Consider the following 26,354-nt stretch of genomic DNA (forward strand, 5'->3'; position numbering starts at 1 on the left):
GCCGCCCGCAGGCGGCTTGCCAGCTCAGCGCGGGGCCGGTCTCACTTCGAAGCGGCGGCCTCGGGTGCAGACGCGGCAGACGCAGCGGCTGCGGCCGGCACGGCCGGCTCGGCGAACTTGGCGCCGGCCTGGTTGGCCAGATAGACCACGGCGCGGCCGATCTCCAGGTCGCTGATTTCGCCACCACCCTGGGCGCCCATCGCGCCCTTGCCCTTGAGCGCCGAGGTCAGCAGCGCGTCGTAGCCGGTCTTGATGCGTGCGCCCCAGGCAGCGGCATCGCCCAGCTTGGGCGCGCCGGCGGCTCCGGACGCATGGCAGGCCGCGCACTGCGCGGTGTAGACCTGCTCGCCGGTCTTCAGCACCACCGGCGCCGAGGCGTCCTTCAGCACGATCGAGCCCACCGGCTGCAGCCGGCGTGCGACGGCCTCGGCCGTCATGCTGTCGCTGCCCGCGCCCGACTTGCTGCCGAAATCGACGAAGTTGGCCAGCATGATGATCACGACGATGGGCACGACAAACGACGCCACCACGGCCCCGATCAGTTGCTGGGGCGTGCGGATCGGGCCTTCGTGGTTGGCTTCGTGCTCGGGATGCTGGGCGTCGCTCATGGGGTCCTCGGATGGGGCGCGGTTCTCGTGGGTCTGCAGCACCGGGGCGGGCTGGCAGGCTTGATCAGCCGCAAGTGACCCCAGGCAAAACCGGTCGATTATAGGGTGGGGTCCCGTCGCTCCATGCCAGGCTGTGGCATAGAATGACGGGCTGTCATCCCCGCTGCGACCGTGGTGAAGTGGATATCATTGGGCCCTCCGAAGGCTTAGTCGCAAGTTCGATTCTTGCCGGTCGCACCAGCCTGGCGCCTGTTCTGGCAGCCGGCACGCAAGCCCCGCCAGGCACTCAGCCGGCCGTCATTCCACCATCGACCGAATACCGCCCGCCGGTGCAGTAGCGGCTGTCGTCGCTGGCCAGGAACAGCGCGGTGGCGGCCACTTCCTCGGGCGTGCCGTAGCGGCCGGACGGGATGCGGGTGGTGATCATCTGCTTGGCGGCGGCCTCGGCGCCGGGCGCGCGGCCATGCTCGATGGCGCGCATCATGCGGGTCTCGATCGGCGACGGATGGATGGTGTTGATGCGCACGCCGCTGCTGCCCGCCTCGAGCACGGCCGAGCGCATCAGCCCCACCACCGCATGCTTGCTGGCGGCATAGGGCGCCAGGTGGGCGCCGCCCTTGAAGCCGGCCACCGACGAGGTGATCAGGATGCTGCCGCCGCCCTGGCGCTGCAGGATCGGCAGGGCGTGCTTCAGGCCCAGGAACACGCCGCGCACATTGACGGCCATCACCCGGTCGAAATCCTCCACCGGCATCTCGCTGAGCGGCGCCACGCGGCCTTCGGTGCCGGCGTTGCAGAACAGCACGTCCAGCCGGCCGTGGCGGGCCACGGTGTCGTGCAGCGCGGCGCGCATCTGCGCCTCGTCGCTGACGTCGGCCACCTGGCTGCCGACGGCCGCGCTGCCGATCCCGTCCACCGCGGCGCGCAACTGCGCCGCGTCCAGATCGACCAGCACCACCGTCGCGCCCTCGGCCGCAAACAGCCGGCCGGTGGCCAGGCCGATGCCACCGCTGCCGCCGGTGATGACGGCGACCTTGCCTGCCAGACGGCCAGCCACGGTCAATACACCTCGAACAAACCGGCGCCGCCCATGCCGCCGCCGATGCACATCGACACCACCACATGCTTGGCGCCGCGGCGCTTGCCTTCCATCAGCACATGGCCGGCCAGGCGCGCGCCGGTCATGCCGAAGGGGTGGCCGATGGCGATGGAGCCGCCGTTGACGTTGTACTTCTCGGGGTCGATGCCCAGCTTGTCGCGGCTGTAAAGGCACTGGCTGGCGAAGGCCTCGTTCAGTTCCCACAGGTCGATGTCGCCGATCTTTAGGCCATGGCGCGCCAGCAGCTTGGGGATGGCGAAGACCGGGCCGATGCCCATTTCATCCGGCTGGCAGCCGGCCACCGCCCAGCCCTTGAAGGCGCCCAGCGGCTGCAGGCCGCGCCGCTCGGCGTCCTTCGCTTCCATCAGCACCACGGCGGCGGCGCCGTCGCTCAGCTGGCTGGCGTTGCCGGCGGTCACCCACTTGCCCGGGCCCTTGACCGGCTGCAGCTTGGCCAGGCCTTCCAGCGTGGTGTCGGGGCGGTTGCACTCGTCGCGGTCGACCGTCACCTCGCGCAGCGTCTCGGCGCCGGTGGCCTTGTCGACCACCTTCATCACCGTCTTGACCGGGATGATCTCGTCCTTGAACTTGCCGGCCTCCTGCGCGGCGGCCATCAGCCGCTGCGAGCGCAGCGAATACTCGTCCTGGTATTCGCGGCTCAGGCCGTAGCGCTCGGCCACGATGTCGGCGGTGTCGATCATCGGCATCCAGAACGCGGGCAGCAGCTCGGTCAGCCTGTCGTCCTTGCCGCCGCCGCCACCGCCCTGGAAGGTGATGCTGTCGACCCCGCCGCCCACCATCACGCTGGCGCCGTCGTGCACGATGTGCTGCGCGGCCACGGCGATGGCGTTCAGGCCCGACGAGCAGGCGCGGTGGATGGTGGCGCCCGCCGTGGTGACCGGCAGGCCGGCCAGCATGGCGGCGGCGCGGGCCACGTTGCCGTGGGCGGCCACCTGGCCAGCCACCACGTCTTCCACCTCGGCCGGGTCGACGCCGCTGCGCTGCACCGCATGCTGGATGGCATGACCCAGCATCGTCATGCTGGACGTGTTGTTGAAACCGCCACGGCCGGCCTTGGCCAGGCCGGTGCGGGCATAGGAGACGATGACGGCCTGGCGCATGGTGGGTGCCTCTCGGATCAGGGTGGATGGAGCAGGCCAGTCTTCCACAGCGCCGGGGCCAGGCGCGTCACACGCGCTACAACTACAGCCGGCCCTTGCCCAGGTCCAGGAAGCCGCGCGCCAGGTTCACCTGCAGCACATCGGTCTCGCCCTCGGCCAGGCGCAGCGCACGCAGCCGGCGCAGTGCGGCTTCCAGCGGATGGCCGGTGACCAGCGCCTCGCCGCCCACCAGCTGGATGGCCTGGTCAACCAGCTGGCCGGCCGTCTCGGTGGCGATCACCTTGGCGGCGATGCTCTCGTTGACCGCATCCTGGCCGCTGTCATGCAGCCGGGCGGCGCGGTAGACCGCCGCGCGCGCCGCGTAGGCCTGGATGCGCATCGCGCCGTAGCGCTGGCGCAGGCGCTCGCTCTGCGCGCGCGGGCCGCCGCGGCGATCGCGTTGCAGGTCGGCGCCGACGAAGTCCACCGCCCACAGCGCCGTGCCCAGCGCATCGGCGGCCACCAGCCGGCGCACGGCGCTGATGCGGGCCAGCGCCTGGCTGCGGCCGGCGCCGGGAGCGCCCATCGCGTGGCTGCGCGGCACGCACACGGCATCGAAGCAGAAGGCGGCATGGGTGCTGCCGTCCAGCGAGCTGAAGTGCCGGTCGATGGCCACGCCGGGCAGCGTGGTGTCGATCACCACCATCGCCGGGCCCTGGCCGTCGACCTCCACCAGGGCGACGAGGAAGTCGGCCTCGGCGCCGCCGGTGACATAGCTCTTGCGGCCAGTGACGACGAGGTGATCGCCGTCGACCGCCGCCCAGGTGGGCCGCGGCGCGTCCGACGGCTCGGTGAAGGCGAAGCCGCCGCGCCGCTCGCCAGCCAGCATCGGCAGCAGGTGCGTGGTGCGCAGCGGCTCGGCCACGCCGGCCAGCAAGCCGGCATCGGGGCCGAACAGGCCGTGCAGATGGCCCACGCCGTGGCGGGCCAGGGTCTCGCGCGCGACCAGCAGCGTCAGCGCGGGCGTCGCTGCATCTTGCGTCAGGCCGAACAGGCCGGCCTGCTTGGCGAGGGCGCGCACCTGGGCGTTGCGGTCGGTGGGCGCCAGGGCGGCATCGTCGCGCAGCGCCGCCAGCGGACCCTGGGCCAGCGCCGCCACACGGTCGTGCAGGGCGGTCAGTTCATCGCTGAGGAAGTCGGGCATCAGCGCTTCACCGCAGCCGGTACACCACCCGGATCGACGACCGTGCCGAACACCTCCTTGTTGTGCGCGTGGCACAGGTGGTGCAGGCCGAAGGCGGCGTCAATGGCACTCTGCTGACCCATGATGTCCAGCGTCTGGTTGACCGCCTGCTTGGCCATCGCCAGCGCGAAGGCCGGCTTGGCGGCGATGCGGCCGGCCATCGCCAGCACGCTGGATTCCAGCTCGGCCCGCGGTACCACCTGGTTGACCATGCCCAGGCGGTGCGCCTCCTGCGCACTCCAGTTGTCGGCGGTGAAGAGGAATTCCTTGGCCTTGCGCGCGCCCAGCTCCCAGGGGTGGACGAACCACTCGACGCCCAGCACGCCCATCGTCACCACCGGGTCGCAGAACAGCGCGTCGTCGCTGGCGATGATGATGTCGCAGGCCCAGGCCAGCATCAGCCCGCCGGCGATGCAGCGGCCCTGCACCGCGGCAATGGTCGGCTTGGGCAGGTTGCGCCAGCGGCGGGTGTTCTGCAGATAAATCTCTTGCTCGCGGGCGAAGCGGCCGTGTGCGCCGGGCTGGGCGAAGCCGCCCCAGTTGGACACGACGGGTTGCTGGCCGAGCACCACGCCGCCGTCGCCGCGCAGATCATGCCCGGACGAGAAATGCGGATCAGCCGCGGCCAGCACGATGACCTTGATGCTGTCATCGGCCACCGCGCGGTCGAAGGCCGCGTTCAGGTCGTAGCCCATCTGCAGGTTCTGCGCATTGCGCGCGGCGGGCCGGTTCATCACGATGCGGGCCACGCCGGGCGCGGGCTGCTCGTAGATCAGGGTCTCGAAGTCGCTCATCGTGTCCGTCTCCTGAAAGCCATCAGACCACCACCACGCCGTCGCCCGGCGGGTCGGCATACAGCGCGGCCACCTGCGTGGCGCGGCGCTCCAGCGTGGCGCGCTGGTTCACATAGCCCTTGTCGGTGATCTCGCCGGCGTCGATGGACGGCGGCTCGGCCAGCAGCAGGAAGCGGCCGATGCGCCGCGACGAGCCGCCAGCCTGGGCATTGAAGCCGGCCAGCCGGTCGGCCAGCACCGCGCGCAGCTTCGCCAGCGCATCGCCGGGCCGGCCGTCGCCATCCAGCAGCTTCAGGCCCGCCGCCGACGGCCACAGCAGCGCGCCAGCAAACGGCTTGTCCTGGCCGGTCACCACCGCATCCATCAGGTAGGGGCTGCAGGCGGCCACGATGTCGGGCCGCAGCGTGCCCACGCTGACCCAGGTGCCGCTGTCGAGCTTGAAGTCCTCGGTCACCCGGCCGTCGAACACCAGGCCTTGCGCGGGGTCGCTGTCGTCGATGAAGCGGGCGGCATCGCCCAGCTTGTAGAAGCCCTCGTCGTCGAAGGCGGCGGCGGTGCGTTCGGGGTCACGCAGGTAGCCGCTGGTCACCGTGGGGCCCTGCACCCGCACTTCGAACTTGCTGCCGTTGGGCACCAGCTTGATCGTCATGCCCGGCACCGGCAGGCCGACCAGGCCCACCCGCTCGGTGGCCCAGTGCGTCACTGTCACGCCCTGGGTCTCTGTCGCACCGTACATCGTGGTCAGCGCGATGCGCTGGCCGGTCTCGGCGATCGCCAGGGCCTGCAGCCGGTCGTAGACATCGTTGCTCAGCGTGGCGCCGCCGTAGCCCATCGAGCGCAGGTTCCTGAAGAAGCTGCGGCGCAGTTCCACATCGCGCTCCATCGCGTCGGCCAGCATGCCGAAGGCGATGGGCGCCGAGCCGAAGGCAGTGGGCGAGACCTCGCGCAGGTTGCGGATCGTCGTCTCGAACTGGCCGGGGATCGGCTTGCCCTCGCACAGGTGCACCGTGGCGCCGTTCCACAGCACGCTGTTGAAGCCGATGTTGCCGGCGCTGATGTGGCTCCAGGGCATCCACTCCAGGCTCTGCGGGATGAGGCCCGGCTCGGGCGGCTCGGCGCGCAGGCCTTCCTGGCCGGCGATGGTGGCACTCATCATGCCGAATGTCTGCGGCACGCCCTTGGGCAGGCCGGTCGATCCGCTGGTGAACAGCACCTTGGCCACCGTGGCCGGGCCCAGCGTGTCGCGTGCGGCGACCACGGCGGCGGTGGGCCGGGTGGCCAGCAGGTCGGCAAACGGCACGGCGCCATCACCTGCGCCATCCACCGTCACCAGCGCCAGGCCGGGGTGGGCGGCGCGCAGCACTGCCAGCGCGCGGGCAAACGGCGCGCCCTCCTGCGCAAAGACCACCTTGGGCTGCACCACCGCCGCGCAGTGGCGCAGCCGGGCATGGTCGGTCGACAGCAGCGAGGTGGCCGGGCTGATCGGCGCGATTGGCACGCCGGCGGTGTAGCAGCCCAGGGTCAGCAGCGCATGCTCGATGCTGTTGGCCGACAGCACCAGCACGCTGTCGGCGGCGGTCAGGCCCTGGTCGAGCAGCCATTGGGCGATGGACTCGGCCGCGGCCAGCGCCTGGCCGTAGGTCACCTGGCGCCAGGGGCCGTGGCCGGGGGCACGCTGCTTCATCCATGGCCGCTCGGGGTGCTGGACGGCGCGCGTCTGCAGCAGATGGGCGATGCTGCGCGGGCTGGACCCGGGCGCATGGCGCGAGCGCAGCAGGATGCTGCCGTCGGCGCGCCGCTGCACGTCGACCGCCGGCGGCTTGAGCGGCAGAGGCTTGAACGGGGGCAACGGTGCACGCATCACAGTCCTTTCAGCCAGGGCAGCAGCAGGGCGTTGACGGCGGCGGGCGCTTCCTGCTGCGTCCAGTGCCCGATGCCGGGCAGCATGTGGGCACCGCGCAGGCCGGGCAGGTGCGGCGCCATCAGCTCCTCGGGCTTCACGCCGGGCAGCATGCGCAGCGCCAGGTCGCGATCACCGCCGATGAACAGCGCGGGTTGGGTGATCTGCCGGCCGGCAAACTGCTGCTGCCAGGCGAAATCCCGGTCGTGGTTGCGGTAGCGGTTCAGCGGGCCGCGGAAGCCGGAGGCGGTGAACTCGGCGACGAAGTGGTCTTCATCGGCCTGCGTCCACCAGGCCGGAAAGGGCTGCGGATCGGGCAGGCCGTCCAGCAGCCTGGCGCCATGCGGCTTGTTCTTCGGCCAGGTGCCGTCGGGTGCGTCGCCGCTGATGGCGTAGACGAACTTGCGCAGGCTGGCGCGCACATCGGCTTCCAGCTCGGCCTCGGCCACACCTTCGTCCTGGAAGTAGACCTGGTAGAAGAACCGGCCCTTGGCGGTGAAGGCGGCGCGGATGGGTTCGAGGAACGGCACCTTGGCGATGCCGGTCCAGGGCACCGACAGTCCGGCCACCGCCCGCACCTGCTGCGGATGGGCCAGCGCGGTGTTCCAGACGATGGGCGCGCCCCAGTCGTGGCCGACCAGGATGGCCGGCGCACCCGGCTGCAGGTGGGCGGCGGCGCCGGCGATGTCGGCGGTGATCGCCTCCAGGCTGTAGTCGGCCACGGCAGGCGGCTTGTCCGATCCGCCGTAGCCGCGCACATCCACCGCGCAGGCGGTGAAGCCGGCCTCGGCGATCGGCCCCAGCTGGTGGCGCCAGCTGGACCAGCCTTCCGGGAAGCCATGCACCAGCAGCACCAGCGGCCCGCTGCCCTGCACCGCAGCGCGCAGGGCGATGCCGTTGGTCGGGATGCTGATGAACCGCATGGCCGCTCAGGCGCGATCCAGCGGTGTCAGCTCCAGCCCCGGCATGGTGCCGGCCTTGCGCCATTCATCGAGCATGCGGATGAACACCATCGGCCCGCGCCAGAACTGGTTGTTGCGCTCTGTTCGGCTGTCGGGATTGCCTTCGTTGTTGTAGTAGCCCGGCGTGCACGCGGCCAGGAAGTCATGCCGCGTGCGCGCCAGCTTCACGATGGTGTCGACCCATTGGGCCTCGGCCTCGGCGCTGGCTTCCAGCGTGCGCACGCCGCGGGCCTTCACCTCGCTGAGGATGTGGCCGATGTGGCGGCTCTGCTCGTCCAGCATGTGCTGGAAGTTGGCGCTCTGGCCTGACTGCTGCGTGGTCATCACCATCAGGTTCGGGAACCCGCGGGTGAACAAACCGTGGAAGGTGCTGGCGCCGTCCTTCCACTTCTCCGTCAGCGTCAGGCCGTTGCGGCCGGTGATCTCGAAGCCCAGGCGGCGGGTGAAATCGGTGCCCACCTCGAAGCCGGTGCCGAAGATCAGGCAGTCGAGGGCGTACTCCTTGCCGGCCACCACCACGCCGCGCGGGGTGATGCGTTCCACGCCCAGGCCCTGGGTGTCGACCAGGTGCACGTTGGGCCGGTTGAAGGTGGGCAGGTACTGGTCGTGGAAGCAGGGCCGCTTGCAGAACTGGTTGTACCAGGGCTTCAGTGCCTCGGCGGTGGTGCGGTCCTTGACCACCGCATCCACCCGCGCCCGCACCTTCTGCATCTTCAGGTCGTCGGCGCGCTGCACCAGGGCGTCGGGGTCGGCCACGTCGCCGCCGGCCTGGGCCCGGCGGTGGGCGGCCAGCGCGATGTTGTTGATCAGGTCGGTCCAGCCGTCGTTGACCAGGTCGACCTCGAATCGGCCGCCGGAGATCACTGTGGTGAAGTTGTGCATGCGCTCGCGCTGCCAGCCGGGCTGCAGGCTCTGCACCCAGGCCGGGTCGGTCGGCCGGTCGTTGCGCACATCCACCGACGACGGCGTGCGCTGGAACACGAACAGTTCCTTCGCGCCTTCGCCCAGGTGCGGCACGCACTGCACCGCGGTGGCGCCGGTGCCGATGATGCCCACCCGCTTGTCGGCCAGGCCGGTGAGGCCGCCCAGCGAGCTGCCGCCGGTGTAGGCGTAGTCCCAGCGGCTGGTGTGGAAGCTGTGGCCGGCGAAGGTGTCCAGCCCCGGGATGCCCGGCAGCTTGGGCAGGTTCAGCGGCCCGCCGGCCAGCACCACGAAGCGCGCAGCCAGGGCATCGCCGCGGTTGGTGCTCACCCGCCAGCGGCCGGCGGCATCGTCCCAGGCCATGCCGGTGATCACCGTCTGGAACAGCGCCGCCGGGTACAGGTCGAAGTGCCGGCCGATGCGGCGGGAATGCTCCAGCAGCTCGGGCGCCTTGGCGTACTTGGCCGAGGGCATGTAGCCGGTCTCTTCGAGCAGCGGCATGTAGATGTAGCTCTCGGTGTCGCAGGCCGCGCCCGGGTAGCGGTTCCAGTACCAGGTGCCACCGAAGTCGCCGGCCTTCTCGATGATGCACAGGTCGCCATAGCCGGCGGCGCGCAGCCGGGCGGCGGCCAGCAGGCCGCCGAAGCCGCCGCCGACCACCAGCACGTCCATGTCGCGCTGCACCGGGTCGCGGGTGAATCCGGGCTCCACGTACGGGTCGTCCAGGTAACGGGCATGGCGGCCGGAGATGGCCACGTACTGCGCATTGCCGTCGGCGCGCAGGCGCTTGAGGCGCTCTTCCTCGTACTTGCGTCGCAGGGCTTCGGTGTCGACGCTGGGGATGTCGGCGATGGTGTCGGCGGCGGTGTCGGCGGTGCTGGCGGCCATGCGGGGGGCTCCTGGCAATCGAAGAACAGCACCTGGCAGCGCAGGTGGCTGCTGCACTCTAGGCGCGAAGCCGGCGCCGGTTCTGTCGCGCAGCGGTCAGTTCGGTGCGGCGGCGCCGCCCGGCCCTGTAGGACAGCGCCCACAGCAACTGCAGCCACGCACCGCCTTCCGGCGCGGCCCGGTGGTGCCCATAATCGGTGGAACTGCCCCGTCTCCAGCCCCCGCCTCCGCGCTGCCCGTGCGCCCCCTGAGACCCCATGCGCGTCCCGCTCCAGCCCCGTCCGGCCCTGCCGCCGCCCCTGTCCTGCTTCATCGTGGAGGACAGCCCCATCATCCGGCAGAACCTGATCGCCACGCTGGAGGAGATGCTGCCGATGCAGGTGGTGGGCACGGCCGAGGACGCCGCCGGCGCGCTGCTGTGGATGCAGGCGCCTGGCGCGCACTGCGACCTGATGATCATCGACATCTTCCTGAAGGCCGGCACCGGCCTGGAAGTGCTGCGCCATGCCCATGCGATGCAGCCCGACGCCCACCTGGTGGTGCTGACCAACTACGCCACGCCCGACATGCGCCGCCGCTGCGCCGAGCTGGGCGCCGACCGTGTGTTCGACAAGTCGGCCGAGCTGGAAGAGCTGCTGACCTACTGCGCCGCCCTCACGCCCGATGCGTCCCCGCACTGAGCGCGCCGCGGCTGCCGCGCTACTGGATCAGGCCGTTCTTCAGCGCGTAGTAGGTCAGGTCGCTGTTGGAGGCGAGCTTCATCTTCTCCATCACCCGGGTGCGGTAGGTGCTCACTGTCTTGACCGACAGCGACATGCTGTCGGCCATGTGGCCGATGGTCTCGCCCTTGGCCAACCGCAGGAAGACCTGGAACTCGCGCTCGGACAGCAGCTCGTGCGGCAGCTTGTCGGCGCTGGCGCCCAGGGTGTCGGCCAGCAGCTCGGCCACCGCCGGGGTGATGTACTTGCGGCCCCGCGCCACCGTGCGGATGGCCTGCACGATCTCGTCGGGGTCGCATTCCTTGTTGAGGTAGCCGCTGGCGCCCTGGCGCAGCAGCGTGGTGGCGTAGTGGGCCTCGGGGTAGCCGCTCAGGATCAGCACCGGCAGCTCGGGCCGGCGCGCCTTGATGGCGGCCAGGGCATCGACACCGCTCTGGTCGGGCATGGAGATGTCCATCACCACCACGTCCAGGTCGCCGGCGCGCACCAGGTCCAGCGCCTCGCGGCCGTTGGCGGCCTCGCCGGTCACCCGCAGGTCGACCTGGTCGCTGAAGAACTGGCGCAGACCGGCGCGCACCACGGCATGGTCATCGACGATCACGACGCGGATCAAGGGCAGCCTTTGGTTGCGTGCGTTGGCAGGTTCGGGGCAGTGTAGGGGATGGACCTGCCGACCACCACCCGCAACGGCCGCCGGCGCGGCGGCGCCCTGGTGCTGGCCGTGCTGCTGGCCGTGCTGCTGGTGGGCATCAGCGAGCTGGGCTACCAGCGCGCCACCCGCCAGCTCGGTGAACTGGTGCTGATGGGCCAGTCGCGGCTGGAGCTGGCGCGGGTGGTGCGGCGCGTGGCCGATGCCGAATCCAGCCAGCGCGGCTACCTGCTGACCGCCCGACCCGAGTACCTGGCGCCCTACCAGGATGCCCGCGCCGATGTCGAGCGTGGCCTGGCCCGGCTGGCCGATCTGCAGCAGCGCCGCAGCGACGATGCCGATGCCGCCGCCAACACCGCCGACCTGCGCACCCTGGCGGGCCACACCCGCACCAAGCTCAGCGAGATGAACGAGGTGCTGGGCATGTTCGAGCTGGGCCGGCGCGAGGCCGCGCAGGAGCTGATGCTCACCGGCATCGGCCGCGACGAGATGGTCAGCATCCGCACCGTGTCCGACCGCATGCTGGCGCGCGAGAACGCCCGCGTCGAGGCCGGGCTGCAGCTGGTCTTCACCTCGCTGTCGGGCAACCGGGTGGGCATTGCCGTGGTCACGCTGTGCAGCCTGCTGCTGGTGGCCCTGGTGCTGCGCCAGCGCCTGCAGGCCGAGCTGCAGCGCCAGGCCCAGCAGCAGGCCATCCGCGCCGAGCGCGACCGGCTGGAGGTCGAGGTGCAGCACCGCACTGCCGAGCTGACCAGCCTGGCCCGCCACCTGGAGACCGCCCGCGAGGACGAGCGCGCCCGCCTGGCGCGCGACCTGCACGACGAGCTGGGCGCGCTGCTGACCGCCGCCAAGCTGGACGTGGCCCGCCTGCGGCCTGGCCTGCAGCAGGAGGCGCCAGCCCTGCTGCCGCGGGTGGAGCACCTGGTGCAGACGCTCAACAGCGGCATCGCGCTGAAGCGCCGCATCATCGAGGACCTGCGCCCGTCCAGCCTGGACAACCTGGGCCTGCTGCCGGCGCTGGAGATCCTGTGCAGCGAGTTCGCCGAACGGCTGCAGGTGCGCCTGGTCACCACGCTGGCGCCGGTGGCGCTGTCGCCGTCGGCCGATCTCACCGCCTTCCGGCTGGTGCAGGAATCGCTGAGCAACATCGCCAAGCATGCGCAGGCCCGGACCGTCACGGTGACCGTGGCAGCGCAGGACGGCCAGGCCGCCATCACCGTGGGCGACGACGGCGTGGGTTTCGACCCGGCCCGCCTGGCCCTGGGCAGCCACGGGCTGGTGGGCATGCGCTACCGGGTGCAGGCCGAGGGCGGCCAGCTGCACATCGACACCGCGCCGGGTGCCGGCACGCGGGTGCAGGCGCTGCTGCCGCTGGCGCCGGGCTGAAACGCGCCCGGGCTCGCCCACGGCCTCGCAGAGCTCGGCCGCTTCGCCCGGCACAAACCCGCCTCAGGAGGCTTTGTGTCCGGGCTCAGCCCGCGGCCAGTGTCGCCGGGGCCGGCAGCCAGCGCGGCAGCTGCCCGGCCATCTGCGCCGCTTCCAGCGGCCGTGCCAGCAGGAAGCCCTGCACCATGTCGCAGCCCAGGCGCTGCACCGCCTGCCTCTGCGCCGGCGTCTCAACGCCCTCGGCCACCACCGCCATGCGCAGGCTGTGGGCCAGCGTCACCACCGCCTGGGTGATGGCCATGTCCTGGTGGTTGTGCGGCAGGCCGCGCACGAACGAGCGGTCGATCTTCAGCGTGTTGGCGGTGAAGCGCTTCAGGTACGACAGCGACGAGTAGCCGGTGCCGAAGTCGTCGATCGCCACCTGCACGCCCAGGGCCTGCAGGCTCTGCAGCGTCTGCTGCGCCCGCTCGGGGTCGGCCATCAGCTGGCCTTCGGTGATCTCCACCGTCAGCGCGCCGGCCTCCAGCCCGTGCATGGCCAGGGCTTCGCGCACATCGTCGACCAGGCGGCCGGCGGCGAACTGCCGTGTCGACAGGTTGACCGCGCAGCGCGGCGGGTTGTAGCCGGCCTGGCGCCAGGCCTGCAGCTGGCGGCAGGCGGCCTGCATCACCCAGCGGCCGATGGGCACGATCAGGCCGCTTTCCTCGGCCAGCGGGATGAACTCGCCCGGCCCCACCAGGCCGTGGCCCGGCCGCTGCCAGCGCACCAGGGCTTCCATGCTGCAGAGCTGGCCATCGCTGGCGCGGAACACCGGCTGGTAGTGCAGCACCAGCTGGTCGGCGTCGATGGCCTGGCGCAGGTCGCTTTCCATCGCGAAGAAGCGGGCCGCATGCTGCGCCAGGTCGGGCGTGAAGAACTGGAAGTTGTTCTTGCCGCGCGACTTGGCCAGGTACATCGCGGTGTCGGCATTCTTCAGCAGCGTGGCGGCATCCTGCCCGTCGGACGGGAACAGGCTGATGCCCACGCTGCCGCTGATCTGCACCATGCGCCCGCCCAGCTGCAGCGGCTCGGCCAGCTCGGTCAGCAGCCGGCTGGCCACCTTGGACAGCGCGGCCGGATCGGTCACATGGTCGAGCAGCACCACGAACTCGTCGCCGCCCAGGCGGGCCAGCCGGTCGGCACCGCGCAGCAGCGCCGACAGCCGCCCGGCCATCACCTTCAGCAGCGCATCGCCGGCATCGTGGCCCAGGGTGTCGTTGACGAACTTGAAGCGGTCCAGGTCGATGAACAGCAGCGCGAAGCCGGTCTGGCTGGCCGCGTTGCGCTGCAGCGCGCGGTCCAGCTCGTCCTGGAACATGTTGCGGTTGGCCAGGCCGGTCAGGCTGTCGAAGCGGGCCAGCTGCAGCACCTGCTGGCCGGCCACGGTGGCCTCGGTCACGTCGCTGGCCACGCCGCGGTAGCCGGTGAAGCGGCCCTGCGCGAACTGCGGGTCGCCGCTGATGCGCACGTAGATCGCCCGGCCGTCGGACCGCCGGGTGCCGTAGACGAAATCGCGCAGCGGCTGGTGTGCCGCCAGCGTGGCGTGGTAGGCCGCGTGGTCGTGGCCTTCCACCGGCGGCAGGACGTCGATCTGGCGGGTCTGGCCGATCAGCGAGGCCGGGTCCACGCCGGCGCGGGCCAGGCCGTCGGAGATGTCGATGAAGCGGCCGTCGGCGTCGGTTTCCCACACCCAGTCGGACGACAGCGCCACCAGGTTGGCCAGCCGGGCCTGGCTGGCCTGCAGTTGCTGGTGCAGCTCGGCCATCTCCTGCGAGGCCAGGGCCTGCGAGCGCTCCAGCTGGTAGCGGTCGGCGTCGGCGTCGGCATAGGCGCGGCCCACCCGCTGCAGCAGCTGCGCCCAGGCCTCGGGGGCCGGCGGCGGACCGGCCGGGTCCACCCCCAGGCGGCGCAGCTGGCGCAGCAGCAGCGGGTGCAGGGCGTCTGGCATGGCAGGGGTGCGGATCAGCGCTCGCTGAAGACGGTGACCGTCATGGTCTGGTTGTGCAGGTCGCTGGCGCCGCCGGCCGGGCCCGGCGAGATCTCGCCGTAGGAGTAGAAGCCGACATGGCCGGTGCCCGGCGGGGCGGCTTCCAGCACCGATTCCACCTCTTCCTCGGTGCGCTCGCCCAGCACCAGGCGGCGGCCCACGCAGCTGACCGAGACGACCAGCGCATCGCCGCTGCCCGAGGCGCCCGCCAGCGCGGCGGCCGAGGCCTGGGCGGCGCTGTCGATCAGGCTGTCGTTGGTGGTGCGCATCAGCCGTGCGGCATGGCCTTGCGGCATGTCGCCGGCAAAGGTCAGCGAGCGCGCCGCCTCGTCGATGGCCAGGATGGTGCGCACCAGCGGCGGTGCGTCGCTGCCCGGCCGGCGGATCGACAGCGGGAAGCGCAGCGCCGAGCCGGGCAGGCCCTGGGCCAGTTCGCCGAGGTAGGACTTGTAGAGGTCCAGCGCCGGCTTGCCGTCCAGCTCGTACAGCACATTGCCCTCGCTGCGGGTGATGCTGCGCTCGGGGCCGAAGTCCATCCAGCCGCCCTGGCAGCCGCTGCCCACCTGCAGCCGCGTGCCGTACAGGCCCACGGCCGCCACGCAGCCCGGCCGCGCCCGGCCGCCAGCCAGCACCCAGGTGCGCTGGAAGGCGCTGCCGTCGCCCGCCAGGCCGCCGGAGATGGCCACGCCGGCGTCCAGGCCCTGGGCCAGCGCCTGCACCAGCGGCGTGCCGTTGACCGACAGGCCATCGCTGAGCATGAACACCGCGCACAAGTCTTCGCCGCCGGCGCGCAGCTGCTGCGCCAGCTGGGCGCCGGCCGTGCCCGACTGCGCCGCCTGCGTCACCTCGGCCACCGCCAGCGCCAGGCGGGTGTGGTCGAAGCGGGTCACCGCGACGCTCAGGCTGTCGTCGTTGACCTCGGGTCCGGCGATCTCGCCCGCCGTGCTGCAGCCCAGCACCACCGCCTTCGGAAAGGCCTCCACCAGCGCGCGCAGTGCCGGCGCGTCGGCGGCCAGCTGGCTGCTGCCGAAAGCCAGCACCAGGGTCTGCGCGCTGTCCAGCGCGGTGGGCAGGGGCTGGGTCCAGCCCTGCCCGGCCAGGTGGGTGGTGGTGGCGGTCTGCATGGTGTCTCCTGGGGCGGGCATGCCGGGATGGCCGGGCCCACGGCTGGGTATCGGCACACCCGGCCCACCCTTGAGTGTGGCCCCTGGCCATGCCCCTGGCACCGACCCGGCATCTGGACAGTGGATTTGGTTAGACGTTAAACTGTTAAACGTTGAATCAATTCATCCACCGATTGGAGACCGACGATGCAACGACGCCAATTCATCCGCCTGAGCGGCGGCGGCCTGGTCTGGGGCGCGGTGGCCGGCGCCGGCCTGGCCGGGTGCAGCAGCTTCGAGGTGCCGCCCGGCGCGGTGGCCGCCTGGCAGCCGCCGGCTGCGCCGCAGGGCGACCTGCGCCGCTGGCTGCTGGCCCATGCGCTGCTGGCGCCCAATCCGCACAACCAGCAGCCCTGGCAGGCTGATCTGGCCACGCCTGGCCAGATCGGCCTGCGGCTGGACCCGCAGCGCCTGTTGCCGGCCACCGATCCGTTCGGCCGGCAGATCCTGCTGGGCGCCGGCGCCTTCCTGGAGCTGCTGGTGATGGCCGCCGCCGCGCGTGGCCACCGCGCCGAGGTGGCGCTGTTCCCGCAGGGCGCGCCCGGGCCGGACCTGCCCGCGGTGCACCGCCTGCCGTTTGCCACCGTGCGCCTGGTGGCCGATGCGGCGGTGGCGCCCGATCCGCTGTTCGCCCAGGTGCTGCGGCGCCGCACCGACCGCCGCGCCTACGACCCGGCGCGGCCGCCGTCGGCCGAGGCCCTGGCCCGGCTGCGTGCGGCCGCCGCCACCCAGCCAGTGCGCTTCGGCAGCGCCACCGCGGCCGATGGTGGCCGCCTGGCGGCGATCCAGTCCATCGCCCGCGAGGCCTGGCGCACCGAGCTGACCACCGAGCCGGCGATGATGGAATCGGTCCGCCTGCTGCGGGTGGGCGCGGCCGAGATCGACCAGCACCGCGACGGCATCAGCATCACCAGCCCGATGCTGGTGGCGCTGGACAGGCTGGGCCTGTTCGACCGCAGCCGCTTCCCGGCCGCCGATTCCCAGGCCGTCACCGCGCAGCTGAAGGACTTCGACGCCATCACCGCGTCCACGCCGGCCTACTTCTGGCTGGTGACCGAGGGCAACAGCCGGCCGCAGCAGGTGGCTGCCGGCCGCGCCCATGTGCGGGTGAACCTGGCCGCCACCGCCGCCGGGCTGGTGCTGCATCCGAACCAGCAGGCGCTGCAGGAGTACCCCGAGGTCGCCAAGCCCTACCAGGCGGTGCATGCGCTGCTGGATGCACCGGCGCCGCGTTTCACCGTGCAGATGCTCGCCCGGCTGGGCCACCTGCCGGCGGGCACCGCGGCCGCGCTGCCGGCGCCGCGGCGGGGGTTGGCGCGGCAGTTTGCGGTGTGAGGGGGCGGCATGGCCGGACAATCCAGCCCATGCCGCGCCCGTCCATCCGTCCCGCCGATCCGGCAACCGCCGCCGCAACCGGCACGCTGCCCGATCCGCTGAGCTTCCAGCTGCTCAACGAGGTGGGCATCATCGGCCAGCTGTCGGGCAACCTGGCCGGGCGGCTGCTGGCGCCGGCGCTGAACCTGTCGCAGTTCACCCTGCTCAACCACTTCGCCCGCCTGGGCGGTGAACGCCCGCTGGTGCAGCTGGCCGGGGCGATGCAGGTCACCAAGGCGGCGATGACCAACACCGTGGCCCGGCTGCAGGCCAAGGGCCTGCTGCAGGTGCGGCCCGATCCGGCCGACGGCCGCAGCAAGCTGGTCAGCCTGACGGCCGCGGGCCTGGCCGCCCGCCAGGCGGCCGTGGCCCGGCTGGGCCAGGGCCTGGCGCCGATGCAGGGCGTGGTCGATGAGGCGGCACTGACCGACGCACTGGCCGTGCTGCGCCAGCTGCGGCAGTGGTTCGACCAGCACCGCTAGGGGATCGGCTGGTCCCAGGGCGCGGTGTCGCCGCCAAACCGGTCGGCCAGGAAGTCGACCAGCAGCCGCAGCGGCAGCGGCTGGTGCTGCCGCGTCAGGACCACCGCGTGGATGCCCAGCGCCTCGGGCGCATGCCCCGGCAGCACCCGCACCAGCGTGCCGCGGCGCAGCTCGTCGCCGACGAAGTAGGTCGGCAGCATCGCGATGCCGGCGCCGGCCATGGCGGCCTGCTTGAGCACCACGGTCTCGTTGCCCGACAGCGTGCCGCGCACCGGCTGGCTGACCAGGCGGTCGGACGGGCCCAGCCGGTAGACAGACCGGGTGCCGAAGGCATGGGTGATGCAGTTGTGGGCCGCCAGGTCGCCCGGTTTGGCCGGCGTGCCCCGGGCCGCCAGGTAGGCCGGCGCGGCGCACAGCACCGACCGGCAGGTCGCCAGCCGGCGCGCCACCATGCCGTCGTCGAGCCGGTTGGTGATGCGCACCGCCAGATCGATGCGCTCGCTGACCAGGTCGACCGCGCGGTCCACCGTCAGCAGGTCGATCTCGATGCGCGGGTGCTGCGACTGGAAGTCCACCACCGCCTGCGTCAGCACCGACAGCGCAAACGACAGGCTGGTGGTCACCCGCAGCTTGCCGGTGGCCTCGCTGCGGCGCACGCCTGCCGCGGCCTGCAGATCGGCGGCCAGCGCCAGCATCTGGCGCAGCCGCGGCAGCGCCTCCTCGCCGGCGGCACTCAGGCTGACGCGGCGGGTGGTGCGGTGCAGCAGCCGCGCGCCCAGCCAGCGCTCCAGACCTTCCAGATGGCGGCTGACCATCGCGCGTGACAGGTCCAGCGTCTCCGCCGCCCGTGTCAGGCTGCCCTGGTCGGCGATCTCCACGAAGGTGCGGATGGCGCTCAGCTGGTCCATGGTTTGCGTCGAATCAATTGACAATCTGTTGATCGATCAGGAGTTTATGTCTGGAAGTCGCATCAATACAGTCTCGCCATCGACCCACCACCCCCCGATGGAGACCCGGATGAAGACCGCCAAACACCTGACCCTGGCCCTGCTGCCCGCCCTGCTGGGCCTGGGCATCGTCGCCACGGACGCCGTCGCGCAGACGCCGCCGCCCCTGACCGTGCAGGTCTACAACGCCGATGCCGGCAGCTTCCATGTCAATGCCGTGCTGGTGGCCGGCCAGACCGATGCCGTGCTGCTGGACACCGGCTTCACCCGCGCCGATGCCCTGCGCATCGCCGCGATGGTGCTGGACAGCAAGAAGGTGCTGACGACCATCTACATCAGCCAGGCCGACCCGGACTTCTACTTCGGCACCGAGGTGCTGAAGCAGGCCTTCCCCGATGCCCGGCTGGTGACCACCGCGCCGACGCGCCGGAAGATCGAAGCCACGCTGCCCACCAAGCTGCAGGTCTGGGGCCCGCGCATGGGCGCCAATGCCCCGAAGACCGTGCCGCTGCCCGAGGTGCTGGCCGGCAACACCATCACGCTCGAAGGCCAGACGCTGGAGATCCGCGGCCTGGACGACAGCCTGCCGCACCGCAGCCATGTGTGGATCCCGTCGATCAGGACGATCGCCGGCGGCGTGAACGTGTTTGCCGGTCTGCACCTGTGGACGGCCGACACCCAACGCGTGCAGGAGCGCGCCGACTGGGCCAGGAAACTGGCCGCGATGGCGGCGCTGCAGCCGGCGGTGGTGATTCCGGGCCACAGCCTGCCCGGCCAGAAGCAGGACGCGGCCGCGCTGGCCTGGAGCCAGGCCTACCTGGCGCGCTTCGAGCAGGAACTGCCGAAGGCGGCGAACGGCGCAGCGCTGATCGAGGCGATGCAGCGCGCCTACCCCGGGGCCGGCCTGGGCATCGCGCTGGAGATCGGCGCCAAGGTCAACAAGGGCGAGATGACGTGGTGATGTCCGGCGGCTGACGGCCGCCGGCGCTCAGCGCGCCAGGGCGACGATCTGTGCCGCCGGCAGCGCGCCCGACTGGCGGCGCTGCTCCACCCCGCCCTGCAGCCGCACCAGCGTGGGAATGCTGCGGATGCCGAACTTCGCGCTGGTCTCGGGGCTGTCGTCGCTGTTGACCTTGACCAGCAGGGCCTGGCCACGCAGCTGCCGCGCCGCGGCATCGAACTGCGGCGCCATCTGCCGGCAGGGGCCGCACCAGGGCGCCCAGAAGTCCACCAGCACCGGCAGGGTGCTCTTCTGCACGAAGGCGTCGAAGCTGCGGTCGTCCAGCTCGATCGGCGCGCCGGTCAGCAGCGGCTGGTGGCAGCGGCCGCAGTCGGGCTGGTCGCCCAGGCGCTCGGCCGGCAGGCGGTTGGTGGCGCCGCAGTGGGCGCAGACGGTGTGGTGGGTGTCCATGCCCGTCACCTGGGTCCGGGTCGGGCGACTTCAAGCCTGTCAGGCCCTGGAGGGCGGCAGGTCGAACACCAGGCAGGTGGTGGTGGCGTGGGCGTAGAGCGTGCCGTCGGCGCCCACCAGCCGGGCCTCGGCCGTGGCCAGCTGGCGGCCGCAGTGCACCACCTGGCCGATGGCCCGCACCCGCGCCACCTTGGGCGTGATGGCCTTGACCAGGTTGATGCCGAGCTCGGCCGTGGTGTAGGCGCGGCCGGCCGGCAGCATGGTGTGCACCGCGCAGCCCAGGGCCGAATCCAGCAGGGTGGCGAACCAGCCGCCATGCACCGTGCCCAACGGGTTCAGGTGCTGGGCGCCGGGCTGGCCCTGGAACACGGCGCGGCCGGCGCCCACCTCGACGATGGTGAAGTCCAGGGTCCTGGCGATCTGGGCATACGGCAGGCTGCCGTCCAGCATGCCCTGCATCAGCTGCAGGCCGGTGAGGCCGGCCACCTGGTCGGGACGGGCGACGCCGGGCCCGGGGCCGCCGGCCAGGCGCTGGTGCACCGCGGCTTCGTCGTCCAGCCAGCGGGCCAGGGTGGCGGCCGCGTCGGCCGGATCGGGGGTGGCAGCATGCAGGGAAGTGGCCATGGCGGAACAGTGAAAGACAGTCGGTTGCAGGTGCAATCATTGTATCTACAATGAAAGACAACGAGGAGCCGCCGCATGTCCACCCCCACGCCACCGTCCACCCCGCCTGCCCTGCCGTTGTGGCCTGTCTGGCTGGTGCTGCTGGCCGCTGCCGGCACCTTTGCGCTGACCATGGGCACCCGCCAGAGCATGGGCCTGTTCCTGGGGCCGCTGAACACCGCCACCGGCCTGGGCCTGGGCAGCATCAGCCTGGCGTTTGCCTTCGGTCAATTGTGGTGGGGCCTGACCCAGCCCTTCGCCGGTGCCATGGCCGACCGGGTGGGCGCCGGCCGGGTGCTGGTGGCCGGTGCGCTGCTGGTGGCCATCGGCACGGTGCTGACGCCGCTGATGACCACCACCCTGGGTCTGGTGCTGGCCATTGGCGTGCTGTCGGCCGGCGGTGCCGGCATGGCCGGCCCGGCGGTGCTGATGGCCGCCACCACCCGGCTGATCCCGCCCGAGCGACGCGGCCTGGCCACCGGCATCGTCAACGCCGGCGGCTCGTTCGGCCAGTTCGTGATGGCGCCGGTGGCCGGTGCGCTGACCCTGGGCCTGGGCTGGGTGGGCGCGATGCAGGTACTCGGCCTGCTGGTGCTGCTGGCGCTGCCGGCGGCCTGGGTGCTGCGCGGCCGGCCGGCCGCGCCCGCGGCCGGCGCGGCGCCGCCGCTGCGCACCGGCGAAGCCGTGCGCCAGGCTGTGGCCGACCGCTCGTTCCGCCTGCTGGCGGCGGGCTTCTTCGTCTGCGGCTTCCACGTGGCGTTCCTGGCCACGCACCTGCCTGGCATCGTGGCCTCGTGCGGGCTGCCGCTGCAGTACGGCGCCTGGGCGCTGGCGATGCTGGGCCTGTTCAACATCATCGGCAGCATCGCCATGGGCTGGGCGGTGGGGCGCTGGCGCATGAAGTCGCTGCTGAGTCTGGTCTACGCGGCGCGTGCCGTGGCGGTGCTGGTCTTCCTGCTGGCGCCGAAGACCGGTCCGGTGGTGCTGGCCTTTGCCGCCTTCATGGGGCTGACCTTCCTGTCCACCGTGCCGCCCACCGCCGGCCTGGTGGCCAAGTTCTTCGGCGTCAGCCACCTGGCCACGCTGTTCGGCGTGGTGATGCTCACCCACCAGGTGGGCGGTTTCCTGGGCGCCTGGCTGGGCGGCCAGGTGTTCCAGGCCACCGGCAGCTTCGACATCGTCTGGATGATCGACATCGGCCTGGCCGTGGCCGCCGCGCTGTTGCACCTGCCGATCCGCGAGGCGCCGGTGGCGCGGCCGCAGCCGGCCTGAGCGCCGGGCGCGCGTCGGTTACAAAGCGGGCAGACCCGGTCTGCCGATGAACTACCGCCACGTCACCCTGCGCCAGTTCCGCTACTTCGTCGCCGTGGCCGAGAGCGGCTCGGTGACGGCCGCCTCGCGCGAGCTCAACATCGCCCAGAGCGCGCTGACCAAGAGCCTGCTGGAACTGGAAGCCGAGGTGGGCAGCAGCCTGTTCGCGCGCAGCCCGCGCGGCATGGCGCTCACGCCCCAGGGCCACCGCTTCCTGGCCAGCGCACGCAAGGTGATCGCCTCGGTGGCCGACGCGATGCGCCTGCATGCCGAGACCGCGGCGCCGGAGCTGTCGGGCGTGCTGGCGGTGGGCGTGACCAGCCTGGTGGCCGGCTACTACCTCAGCGAGCTGTTCAGCCGCTTCCGCCGCAACTGCCCGGCGGTGCAGGTGTTCGTCACCGAGGACAGCCCCGGCTTCCTGGAGCACCTGCTGATCAACGGCGAGCTGGACGTGGCCATCATGGTCAGCAATGCGCTGAGCGAGCCGCAGGCCATGCTGAGCGAGACGCTGACCCGCAGCCCCAACCGGGTGTGGCTGCCCAGCAACCATGCGCTGTGCGCGCAGGATCAGCTGAGCCTGGCCGACTGCGCCGCCTGCGACCAGATCGTGCTGGAGGCTGACCGCATCGGCGAGCTGCTGACGCCGGTGTGGGCACGCCACCAGCTCAAGCCGCGGGTGATCCTGCGCACCAGCTCGCTGGAGGCGGTGCGCTCGCTGGTGGGCGCCGGCGCCGGCATCGCGGTGCTGCCCGATTTCCTCTACCGCCCCTGGACGCTGGACGCCGAGCATGTGGAGGTGCGGCCGCTGCGCGACGCCTTGCCGACCACCGACGTGGGCCTGGTGTGGCGCCGCGGCTCGGGCCTGAAGCCGGCGGCGGCGGAGTTCATCGCGCTGGCGCGCGAACAGTCGCGGCTGCGGCGGGTGTGAGCGCCGGCGACGGATCCGGCGGCGTGGCCGGCGCCGGCCGCAGCGCGGCACGCTCCTGCTCCAGCCCCGATGGCGTGGCGGCATCGAGCCGGCGGTCGGGCGATTCGGCCACCTGGGGCGGTGCATCGGGGTGGGTGATCAGCTCCTCGATGATGAAGTGCCCATAGAGCTGCGCGCGTTCGGCCCCCAGCGGCTGCACGCACGCTGCCACCTGCTGCGCCAGGGCGTCATCGGGCGTGTGCACCACCAGCCAGTGGTACCCCAGTTCCGCCAGCGCCTTGTGGGCCCGCACCAGGTTCAGCTCCTGGCCCATGGACGCCAGCGGGCTGGCCGTCTGGATGTCGCGGTCCGACTGCACCAGCATCTCCTGGTCGGTGTAGCTGCGGATCGCTGCGGCCGGGATCCCCAGGCCATCCAGGGCCGCCCGCGCCGCGGCGGCCTGGTCTGCGCCCGGAAACGAGATGACGGTGTGGCCGACCGGCTTGAAGACGCCGAAGCTGGTCTGTTCTTCTGATTCCATGGATGTCCTTGGGTGCGTTCAAGCCTGCAGGAAGGTCAGCAGGGCATCGTTGAAGGCCGGCGCGTGGGACACGTTCAGCCCGTGCGGCGCGCCCGGCACGCAGACCAACCGGCTGTGCGCCACCGCGCGGTGGGTGCGCTGGCCCGAGCCTTCGAACGGCACGACGGCGTCCGAGCCACCGTGGAGCACCAGCACCGGCACGGTCAGTGCCCGCAGGTCGTCCCGGAAGTCGGTGTTGGCGAAGGCGGCCATGCAGGCCAGCGCCGCATGCGGTGCCGCCTGCGCGCACAGCGCGATGGCCTCCTGCCGCTGCGCCGCGCTGACCTGCAGCACCCCGTCGGCCGAGAAGAAGGCCGTGGCGAACTGGTCGAAGTAGGCGCTCCGGTCGCGCTCGAAGGCGGCGGACTTCTGCTGTGCCTGCGCGGGGGTGAGCGGGCCGTCGGGGTTGTCGGCAGACTGCATCAGGCACGGCGTCACCGCGGCGGCGAACACCACGCTGCGCAGCCGCGATTCGCCATGACGGGTGACATAGCGCGCCACTTCGCCGCCGCCCATCGAGAAGCCCACCAGGGTCGCATCCTGCAGACCGCACTGGTCCATCACCCGCTGCAGATCGTCGGCCAGCGTGTCGTAGTCGTAACCCGAGGCCGGCTTGTCCGAGCGGCCGAAGCCGCGGCGGTCATAGGCCACCACGCGGTAGCCGGCGGCCTGCAGCGCCGGCACCTGCGCGGCCCAGGCTGCGGCCGACAGCGGCCAGCCGTGGACCAGCACCACCGGCCGGCCGCTGCCGCCGCTGTCCTCGATGTGCAGGTGCACGGCGTCTGTCGGCGCTGCCGCTGCAGCGGCCGATGTCGGCGGGCTGCCCATGCTGCCCGCGGCGGCCCCGCCCAGGGCGCCGGCCATGGCCCCCAGGGAGGCGCCCACCACGGCCCCCACCGGCCCGGCCACGGCCAGGCCCAGGCCCACGCCGATCGCCGCACCGCCCACCATGCCGCCACCGGCCATCACCGAGTGCGATTCGCGTTCGGCCTCGTCCGGCGGCAGCGGCACCTGTGCTGCCGGATCGGGGTCCTGCGAAGGGATGCCGTGGCCGGGCTGTGCCTGGGCCGCCAGGTCTGGATCGGCAGGTGCGGCTTGCGGCGGACGCAGGGTGGTGTCGGTCATCGGGGGCTCCTCGGACAGTGGGCCCTGCTGCAGGCGGCTGCGCTGCGGCGGGGCAAGCCCCGTTGTACGCCCGCCCCGGCGTTCGCGCCGTCCGTCTGCAGGCCGAGACGGTGTAGGACATCGGGGCGCCTGCGCCGCATCACGGCATCGCCATGCGGCGCAGGTCCACCCAGGCGTCGTAGTCGGCCGCGCTGATGCCGCCCAGCTCGAGTGCTGCCTGCCGCAGCGGCATGCCCTGGGCCTGCGCATGGCGGGCCAGGTGGCTGGCGCGGTCGTAGCCGATGTGCGGCACCAGCGCGGTCACGCCCACCAGCGCGTTCCCGACCAGGGCCTGGACGCGGCCGGCATCCACCACGATGCCGTCGATGCAATGCACCTGGAAGCCCGCCATGGCATCGGCCAGCAGGCGCAGGCTGTCCAGCAGGTTCAGGGCGATCAGCGGCTTGTAGGCATTGAGCTCGAACTGCCCCTGGCTGGCCGCGATGCCGATGGCCACATCGTGGCCCATCACCTGGGCGCAGACCATGGTCAGCGCCTCGGCCTGCGTCGGGTTGACCTTGCCCGGCATCATCGAGCTGCCTGGTTCATTGGCCGGCAGCAGCAGTTCGCCCAGGCCGGCCCGTGGCCCGCTGCCCATCAGCCGGATGTCGCAGGCGATCTTGTTCAGCGCCACGGCCAGGGTGCGCAGTGCACCATGCAGGCCCACCAGGGCCTCGTGCCCGGCCATGGCGGCGAACAGGTTGTCCGCCACGACGAAGGGCGCGTCCAGCCGCCGGGCCAGCACGGCCGCGACCTGCGCACCGAAGGCCGGGTGCGTGTTCAGGCCGGTGCCCACCGCCGTGCCGCCGATTGCCAGCGCATGCACGTCCGGCAGCGCCCGGCGGATGGCTGCCTCGGCCAGCGCCATCTGGGCGTCGTAGCCGCCAAATTCCTGGCCGAAGGTGATCGGCGTGGCGTCCTGCAGGTGGGTGCGGCCGACCTTGACGATGCCGTGGCCGGCGGCGGCCTGGGTGCGCAGCGCGGCACGCAGGCCGGCCAGCGATGCCAGCAGCGGCCGGGCGCGCGCCACGGCCGCCATATGCATGGCCGTCGGGAACACGTCGTTCGTCGACTGCCCCAGGTTCACCTCGTCGTTCGGATGCACCGGCCGCACCATGCCCTGGCCGCCGTGCAGGGCATCGGACGCCAGATGCGCGATGACCTCGTTGACGTTCATGTGGCTCTGCGTGCCGGAGCCCGTCTGCCACACCGACAGGGGAAACTGCCCATCGAACGCACCGTCGGCGATGCCGGCCGCAGCGGCGGCGATGGCCGCTGCCCGCGCCGGATCGAGCAGGCCCAGCCCGCCATTGACCTCGGCCGCGGCGCGCTCCTGCGCCAGCGCATGCACGATCTCCAGCGGCATGCGCTGCGCGCCGATGGCGAAGAAGTGCAGGCTGCGGGCAGTCTGCGCCCCCACAGTGCGTCGCCGGGCACCTCGATCGGCCCGAAGCTGTCGGTCTCGGTGCGCGGTGGCCGCGGCGTCATTGGTAGCCGATGCCCATCACGTAGTTGCGCAGCAGGGCCTCTTCCTGGTTGCCGGCTGCCAGCAAGACCCGCAGCCCGTCGCGGGCGGTCAGCACACCCAGCGCCTGCCGGTCGGCCCCCAGCAGCAGCACATGGACCAGCCCCCGCGTGTGCATCATCGCCAGCACGTCGGACAACGGGTCCCCCGGCGCACAGGCCGTGAACGTGGACGCCATCACTGCGCTGGCAGGGGTCGCGAAAAAATGGGCCTGGCGCAAGCCCAGGTGCCGCACCAGGATGGTCTCGGTGATGACGCCCAGCGCCGCACCGGCGGCATCACACACCACCACGACGCCGGTCTGCGCGTCCGACAGCAGGGCCGCCACCTCGGCCAGCAGTGCCGCAGGCGCCACGGTCCGCAAGCGCGAGCGGGCGACTGCCGCGACCTCCGACACCAGCGCCGGCGCCGCGGCGCGTGCCTCGGCGGCCGCCACCGGAAGCGTCTCGGGCGGTGCTTCGCCGGCGCGTTCGCCGCCGGCGCTGCAGGCGTTCTGGGGCATGGCGGCTCCTGGGGCAGTGGATGGCGACTG

General features: G+C 72.0%; 25 protein-coding genes and 1 tRNA gene. 8 read left to right on the forward strand and 18 right to left on the reverse strand.

Features of this window, described 5'->3' with window-relative positions; all coding sequences use genetic code 11:
• Nucleotides 1–41: 41 nt before the first annotated feature.
• Nucleotides 42–608, reverse strand: a complete 567-nt coding sequence (locus FFT10_RS18640; RefSeq protein WP_137734367.1) for a c-type cytochrome — start codon at nt 606–608, stop codon at nt 42–44.
• A 165-nt stretch (nt 609–773) separates the two neighbouring features.
• Between FFT10_RS18640 and FFT10_RS18645 the strand changes: the two genes are divergently transcribed.
• Nucleotides 774–848 (forward strand) — tRNA-Arg (locus FFT10_RS18645).
• Nucleotides 849–894: 46 nt separating this feature from the next.
• Here FFT10_RS18645 and FFT10_RS18650 read toward each other — a convergent pair.
• The 7 genes from FFT10_RS18650 to FFT10_RS18680 form a co-directional block, all read right to left on the reverse strand.
• Entirely contained in the window at nt 895–1,665 is a 771-nt protein-coding gene (locus tag FFT10_RS18650) for an SDR family NAD(P)-dependent oxidoreductase (protein ID WP_228027176.1), read from the reverse strand.
• Between the two features lie 2 nt (nt 1,666–1,667).
• The gene (locus tag FFT10_RS18655) at nt 1,668–2,828 is read right to left on the reverse strand and encodes an acetyl-CoA C-acyltransferase (protein WP_137734369.1); all 1,161 of its coding nucleotides are present in this window, start codon (nt 2,826–2,828) and stop codon (nt 1,668–1,670) included.
• A gap of 82 nt (nt 2,829–2,910) precedes the next feature.
• A complete protein-coding gene (locus FFT10_RS18660; protein WP_137734370.1) occupies nt 2,911–4,011 on the reverse strand; it encodes an acyl-CoA dehydrogenase family protein in 1,101 nt (366 codons plus the stop codon).
• Nucleotides 4,011–4,844, reverse strand: a complete 834-nt coding sequence (locus FFT10_RS18665) for an enoyl-CoA hydratase (protein WP_137734371.1) — start codon at nt 4,842–4,844, stop codon at nt 4,011–4,013. Before FFT10_RS18665 ends, FFT10_RS18660 begins: the two co-directional genes overlap by 1 nt.
• Before the next feature lie 22 nt (nt 4,845–4,866).
• Entirely contained in the window at nt 4,867–6,705 is a 1,839-nt protein-coding gene (locus tag FFT10_RS18670) for an AMP-binding protein (protein WP_137734372.1), read from the reverse strand.
• Nucleotides 6,705–7,667, reverse strand: coding sequence for an alpha/beta fold hydrolase (locus tag FFT10_RS18675; RefSeq protein WP_137734373.1), 963 nt, complete (start codon nt 7,665–7,667; stop codon nt 6,705–6,707). Before FFT10_RS18675 ends, FFT10_RS18670 begins: the two co-directional genes overlap by 1 nt.
• 6 nt (nt 7,668–7,673) lie before the next feature.
• Nucleotides 7,674–9,515, reverse strand: a complete 1,842-nt coding sequence (locus FFT10_RS18680) for a flavin-containing monooxygenase (protein WP_137734374.1) — start codon at nt 9,513–9,515, stop codon at nt 7,674–7,676.
• 257 nt (nt 9,516–9,772) lie between these two features.
• On the opposite strand from FFT10_RS18680, the gene FFT10_RS18685 reads away from it, so the two are divergent.
• Nucleotides 9,773–10,195 carry a response regulator gene (locus FFT10_RS18685; RefSeq protein WP_137734375.1) on the forward strand — a complete coding sequence of 141 codons (423 nt, stop codon included), beginning with the start codon at nt 9,773–9,775 and terminating at the stop codon, nt 10,193–10,195.
• A gap of 19 nt (nt 10,196–10,214) precedes the next feature.
• Here FFT10_RS18685 and FFT10_RS18690 read toward each other — a convergent pair whose 3' ends face one another.
• The gene (locus FFT10_RS18690; protein ID WP_137734376.1) at nt 10,215–10,847 is read right to left on the reverse strand and encodes a response regulator; all 633 of its coding nucleotides are present in this window, start codon (nt 10,845–10,847) and stop codon (nt 10,215–10,217) included.
• A 48-nt stretch (nt 10,848–10,895) separates the two neighbouring features.
• On the opposite strand from FFT10_RS18690, the gene FFT10_RS18695 reads away from it, so the two are divergent.
• Complete coding sequence (locus FFT10_RS18695; RefSeq protein ID WP_137734377.1) at nt 10,896–12,269, forward strand: CHASE3 domain-containing protein; 1,374 nt, start codon at nt 10,896–10,898, stop codon at nt 12,267–12,269.
• An 85-nt stretch (nt 12,270–12,354) separates the two neighbouring features.
• Here the strand turns inward: FFT10_RS18695 and FFT10_RS18700 are convergent, their stop codons facing one another.
• Both FFT10_RS18700 and FFT10_RS18705 read right to left on the reverse strand, forming a co-directional pair.
• Nucleotides 12,355–14,256, reverse strand: a complete 1,902-nt coding sequence (locus FFT10_RS18700) for a putative bifunctional diguanylate cyclase/phosphodiesterase (protein WP_137734378.1) — start codon at nt 14,254–14,256, stop codon at nt 12,355–12,357.
• A gap of 14 nt (nt 14,257–14,270) precedes the next feature.
• Entirely contained in the window at nt 14,271–15,419 is a 1,149-nt protein-coding gene (locus tag FFT10_RS18705) for an FIST signal transduction protein (RefSeq protein WP_137734379.1), read from the reverse strand.
• 186 nt (nt 15,420–15,605) lie between these two features.
• On the opposite strand from FFT10_RS18705, the gene FFT10_RS18710 reads away from it, so the two are divergent.
• On the forward strand, nt 15,606–16,793 hold the full coding sequence (locus FFT10_RS18710) for an Acg family FMN-binding oxidoreductase (protein WP_137734380.1): 1,188 nt from the start codon (nt 15,606–15,608) through the stop codon (nt 16,791–16,793).
• 29 nt (nt 16,794–16,822) lie between these two features.
• The gene (locus tag FFT10_RS18715; RefSeq protein WP_137734381.1) at nt 16,823–17,314 is read left to right on the forward strand and encodes a MarR family winged helix-turn-helix transcriptional regulator; all 492 of its coding nucleotides are present in this window, start codon (nt 16,823–16,825) and stop codon (nt 17,312–17,314) included.
• Here FFT10_RS18715 and FFT10_RS18720 read toward each other — a convergent pair.
• Nucleotides 17,311–18,222 (reverse strand): LysR family transcriptional regulator, encoded by a 912-nt coding sequence (locus tag FFT10_RS18720; protein ID WP_137734382.1) that lies wholly within the window; start codon nt 18,220–18,222, stop codon nt 17,311–17,313. The two genes, FFT10_RS18715 and FFT10_RS18720, sit on opposite strands and share 4 nt — an antisense overlap.
• Nucleotides 18,223–18,331: 109 nt before the next feature.
• On the opposite strand from FFT10_RS18720, the gene FFT10_RS18725 reads away from it, so the two are divergent.
• Nucleotides 18,332–19,222: an MBL fold metallo-hydrolase gene (locus tag FFT10_RS18725; RefSeq protein ID WP_137734383.1), complete on the forward strand. Its 891-nt coding sequence runs from the start codon at nt 18,332–18,334 to the stop codon at nt 19,220–19,222.
• Between the two features lie 27 nt (nt 19,223–19,249).
• On the opposite strand, the gene trxC is transcribed toward FFT10_RS18725, so the two are convergent.
• A complete protein-coding gene (gene trxC, locus FFT10_RS18730; RefSeq protein ID WP_137734384.1) occupies nt 19,250–19,672 on the reverse strand; it encodes a thioredoxin TrxC in 423 nt (140 codons plus the stop codon).
• Between the two features lie 39 nt (nt 19,673–19,711).
• The gene (locus tag FFT10_RS18735) at nt 19,712–20,296 is read right to left on the reverse strand and encodes a PaaI family thioesterase (protein ID WP_137734385.1); all 585 of its coding nucleotides are present in this window, start codon (nt 20,294–20,296) and stop codon (nt 19,712–19,714) included.
• A 75-nt stretch (nt 20,297–20,371) separates the two neighbouring features.
• Between FFT10_RS18735 and FFT10_RS18740 the strand changes: the two genes are divergently transcribed.
• Together FFT10_RS18740 and FFT10_RS18745 are read left to right on the forward strand one after the other, a co-directional pair.
• A complete protein-coding gene (locus FFT10_RS18740; protein ID WP_137734386.1) occupies nt 20,372–21,607 on the forward strand; it encodes an MFS transporter in 1,236 nt (411 codons plus the stop codon).
• Between the two features lie 46 nt (nt 21,608–21,653).
• On the forward strand, nt 21,654–22,574 hold the full coding sequence (locus FFT10_RS18745) for a LysR family transcriptional regulator (protein ID WP_137734387.1): 921 nt from the start codon (nt 21,654–21,656) through the stop codon (nt 22,572–22,574).
• On the opposite strand, the gene FFT10_RS18750 is transcribed toward FFT10_RS18745, so the two are convergent.
• The 4 genes from FFT10_RS18750 to FFT10_RS18765 all read right to left on the reverse strand — a co-directional run bounded on the left by FFT10_RS18750 (nt 22,531) and on the right by FFT10_RS18765 (nt 26,324).
• Nucleotides 22,531–23,094: a hypothetical protein gene (locus FFT10_RS18750; protein ID WP_228027178.1), complete on the reverse strand. Its 564-nt coding sequence runs from the start codon at nt 23,092–23,094 to the stop codon at nt 22,531–22,533. The genes FFT10_RS18745 and FFT10_RS18750 overlap by 44 nt on opposite strands.
• Before the next feature lie 18 nt (nt 23,095–23,112).
• The gene (locus FFT10_RS18755) at nt 23,113–24,258 is read right to left on the reverse strand and encodes an alpha/beta fold hydrolase (protein WP_228027179.1); all 1,146 of its coding nucleotides are present in this window, start codon (nt 24,256–24,258) and stop codon (nt 23,113–23,115) included.
• A 139-nt stretch (nt 24,259–24,397) separates the two neighbouring features.
• Nucleotides 24,398–25,717 carry a class II fumarate hydratase gene (locus FFT10_RS18760; protein WP_306446578.1) on the reverse strand — a complete coding sequence of 440 codons (1,320 nt, stop codon included), beginning with the start codon at nt 25,715–25,717 and terminating at the stop codon, nt 24,398–24,400.
• Between the two features lie 64 nt (nt 25,718–25,781).
• Nucleotides 25,782–26,324: a CBS domain-containing protein gene (locus tag FFT10_RS18765; protein ID WP_162520841.1), complete on the reverse strand. Its 543-nt coding sequence runs from the start codon at nt 26,322–26,324 to the stop codon at nt 25,782–25,784.
• Nucleotides 26,325–26,354 lie beyond the last annotated feature (30 nt).

The sequence above is a fragment of the Pseudaquabacterium pictum genome (genome assembly GCF_005403045.1).
In the GTDB taxonomy this organism is placed as follows: domain Bacteria; phylum Pseudomonadota; class Gammaproteobacteria; order Burkholderiales; family Burkholderiaceae_C; genus Pseudaquabacterium; species Pseudaquabacterium pictum.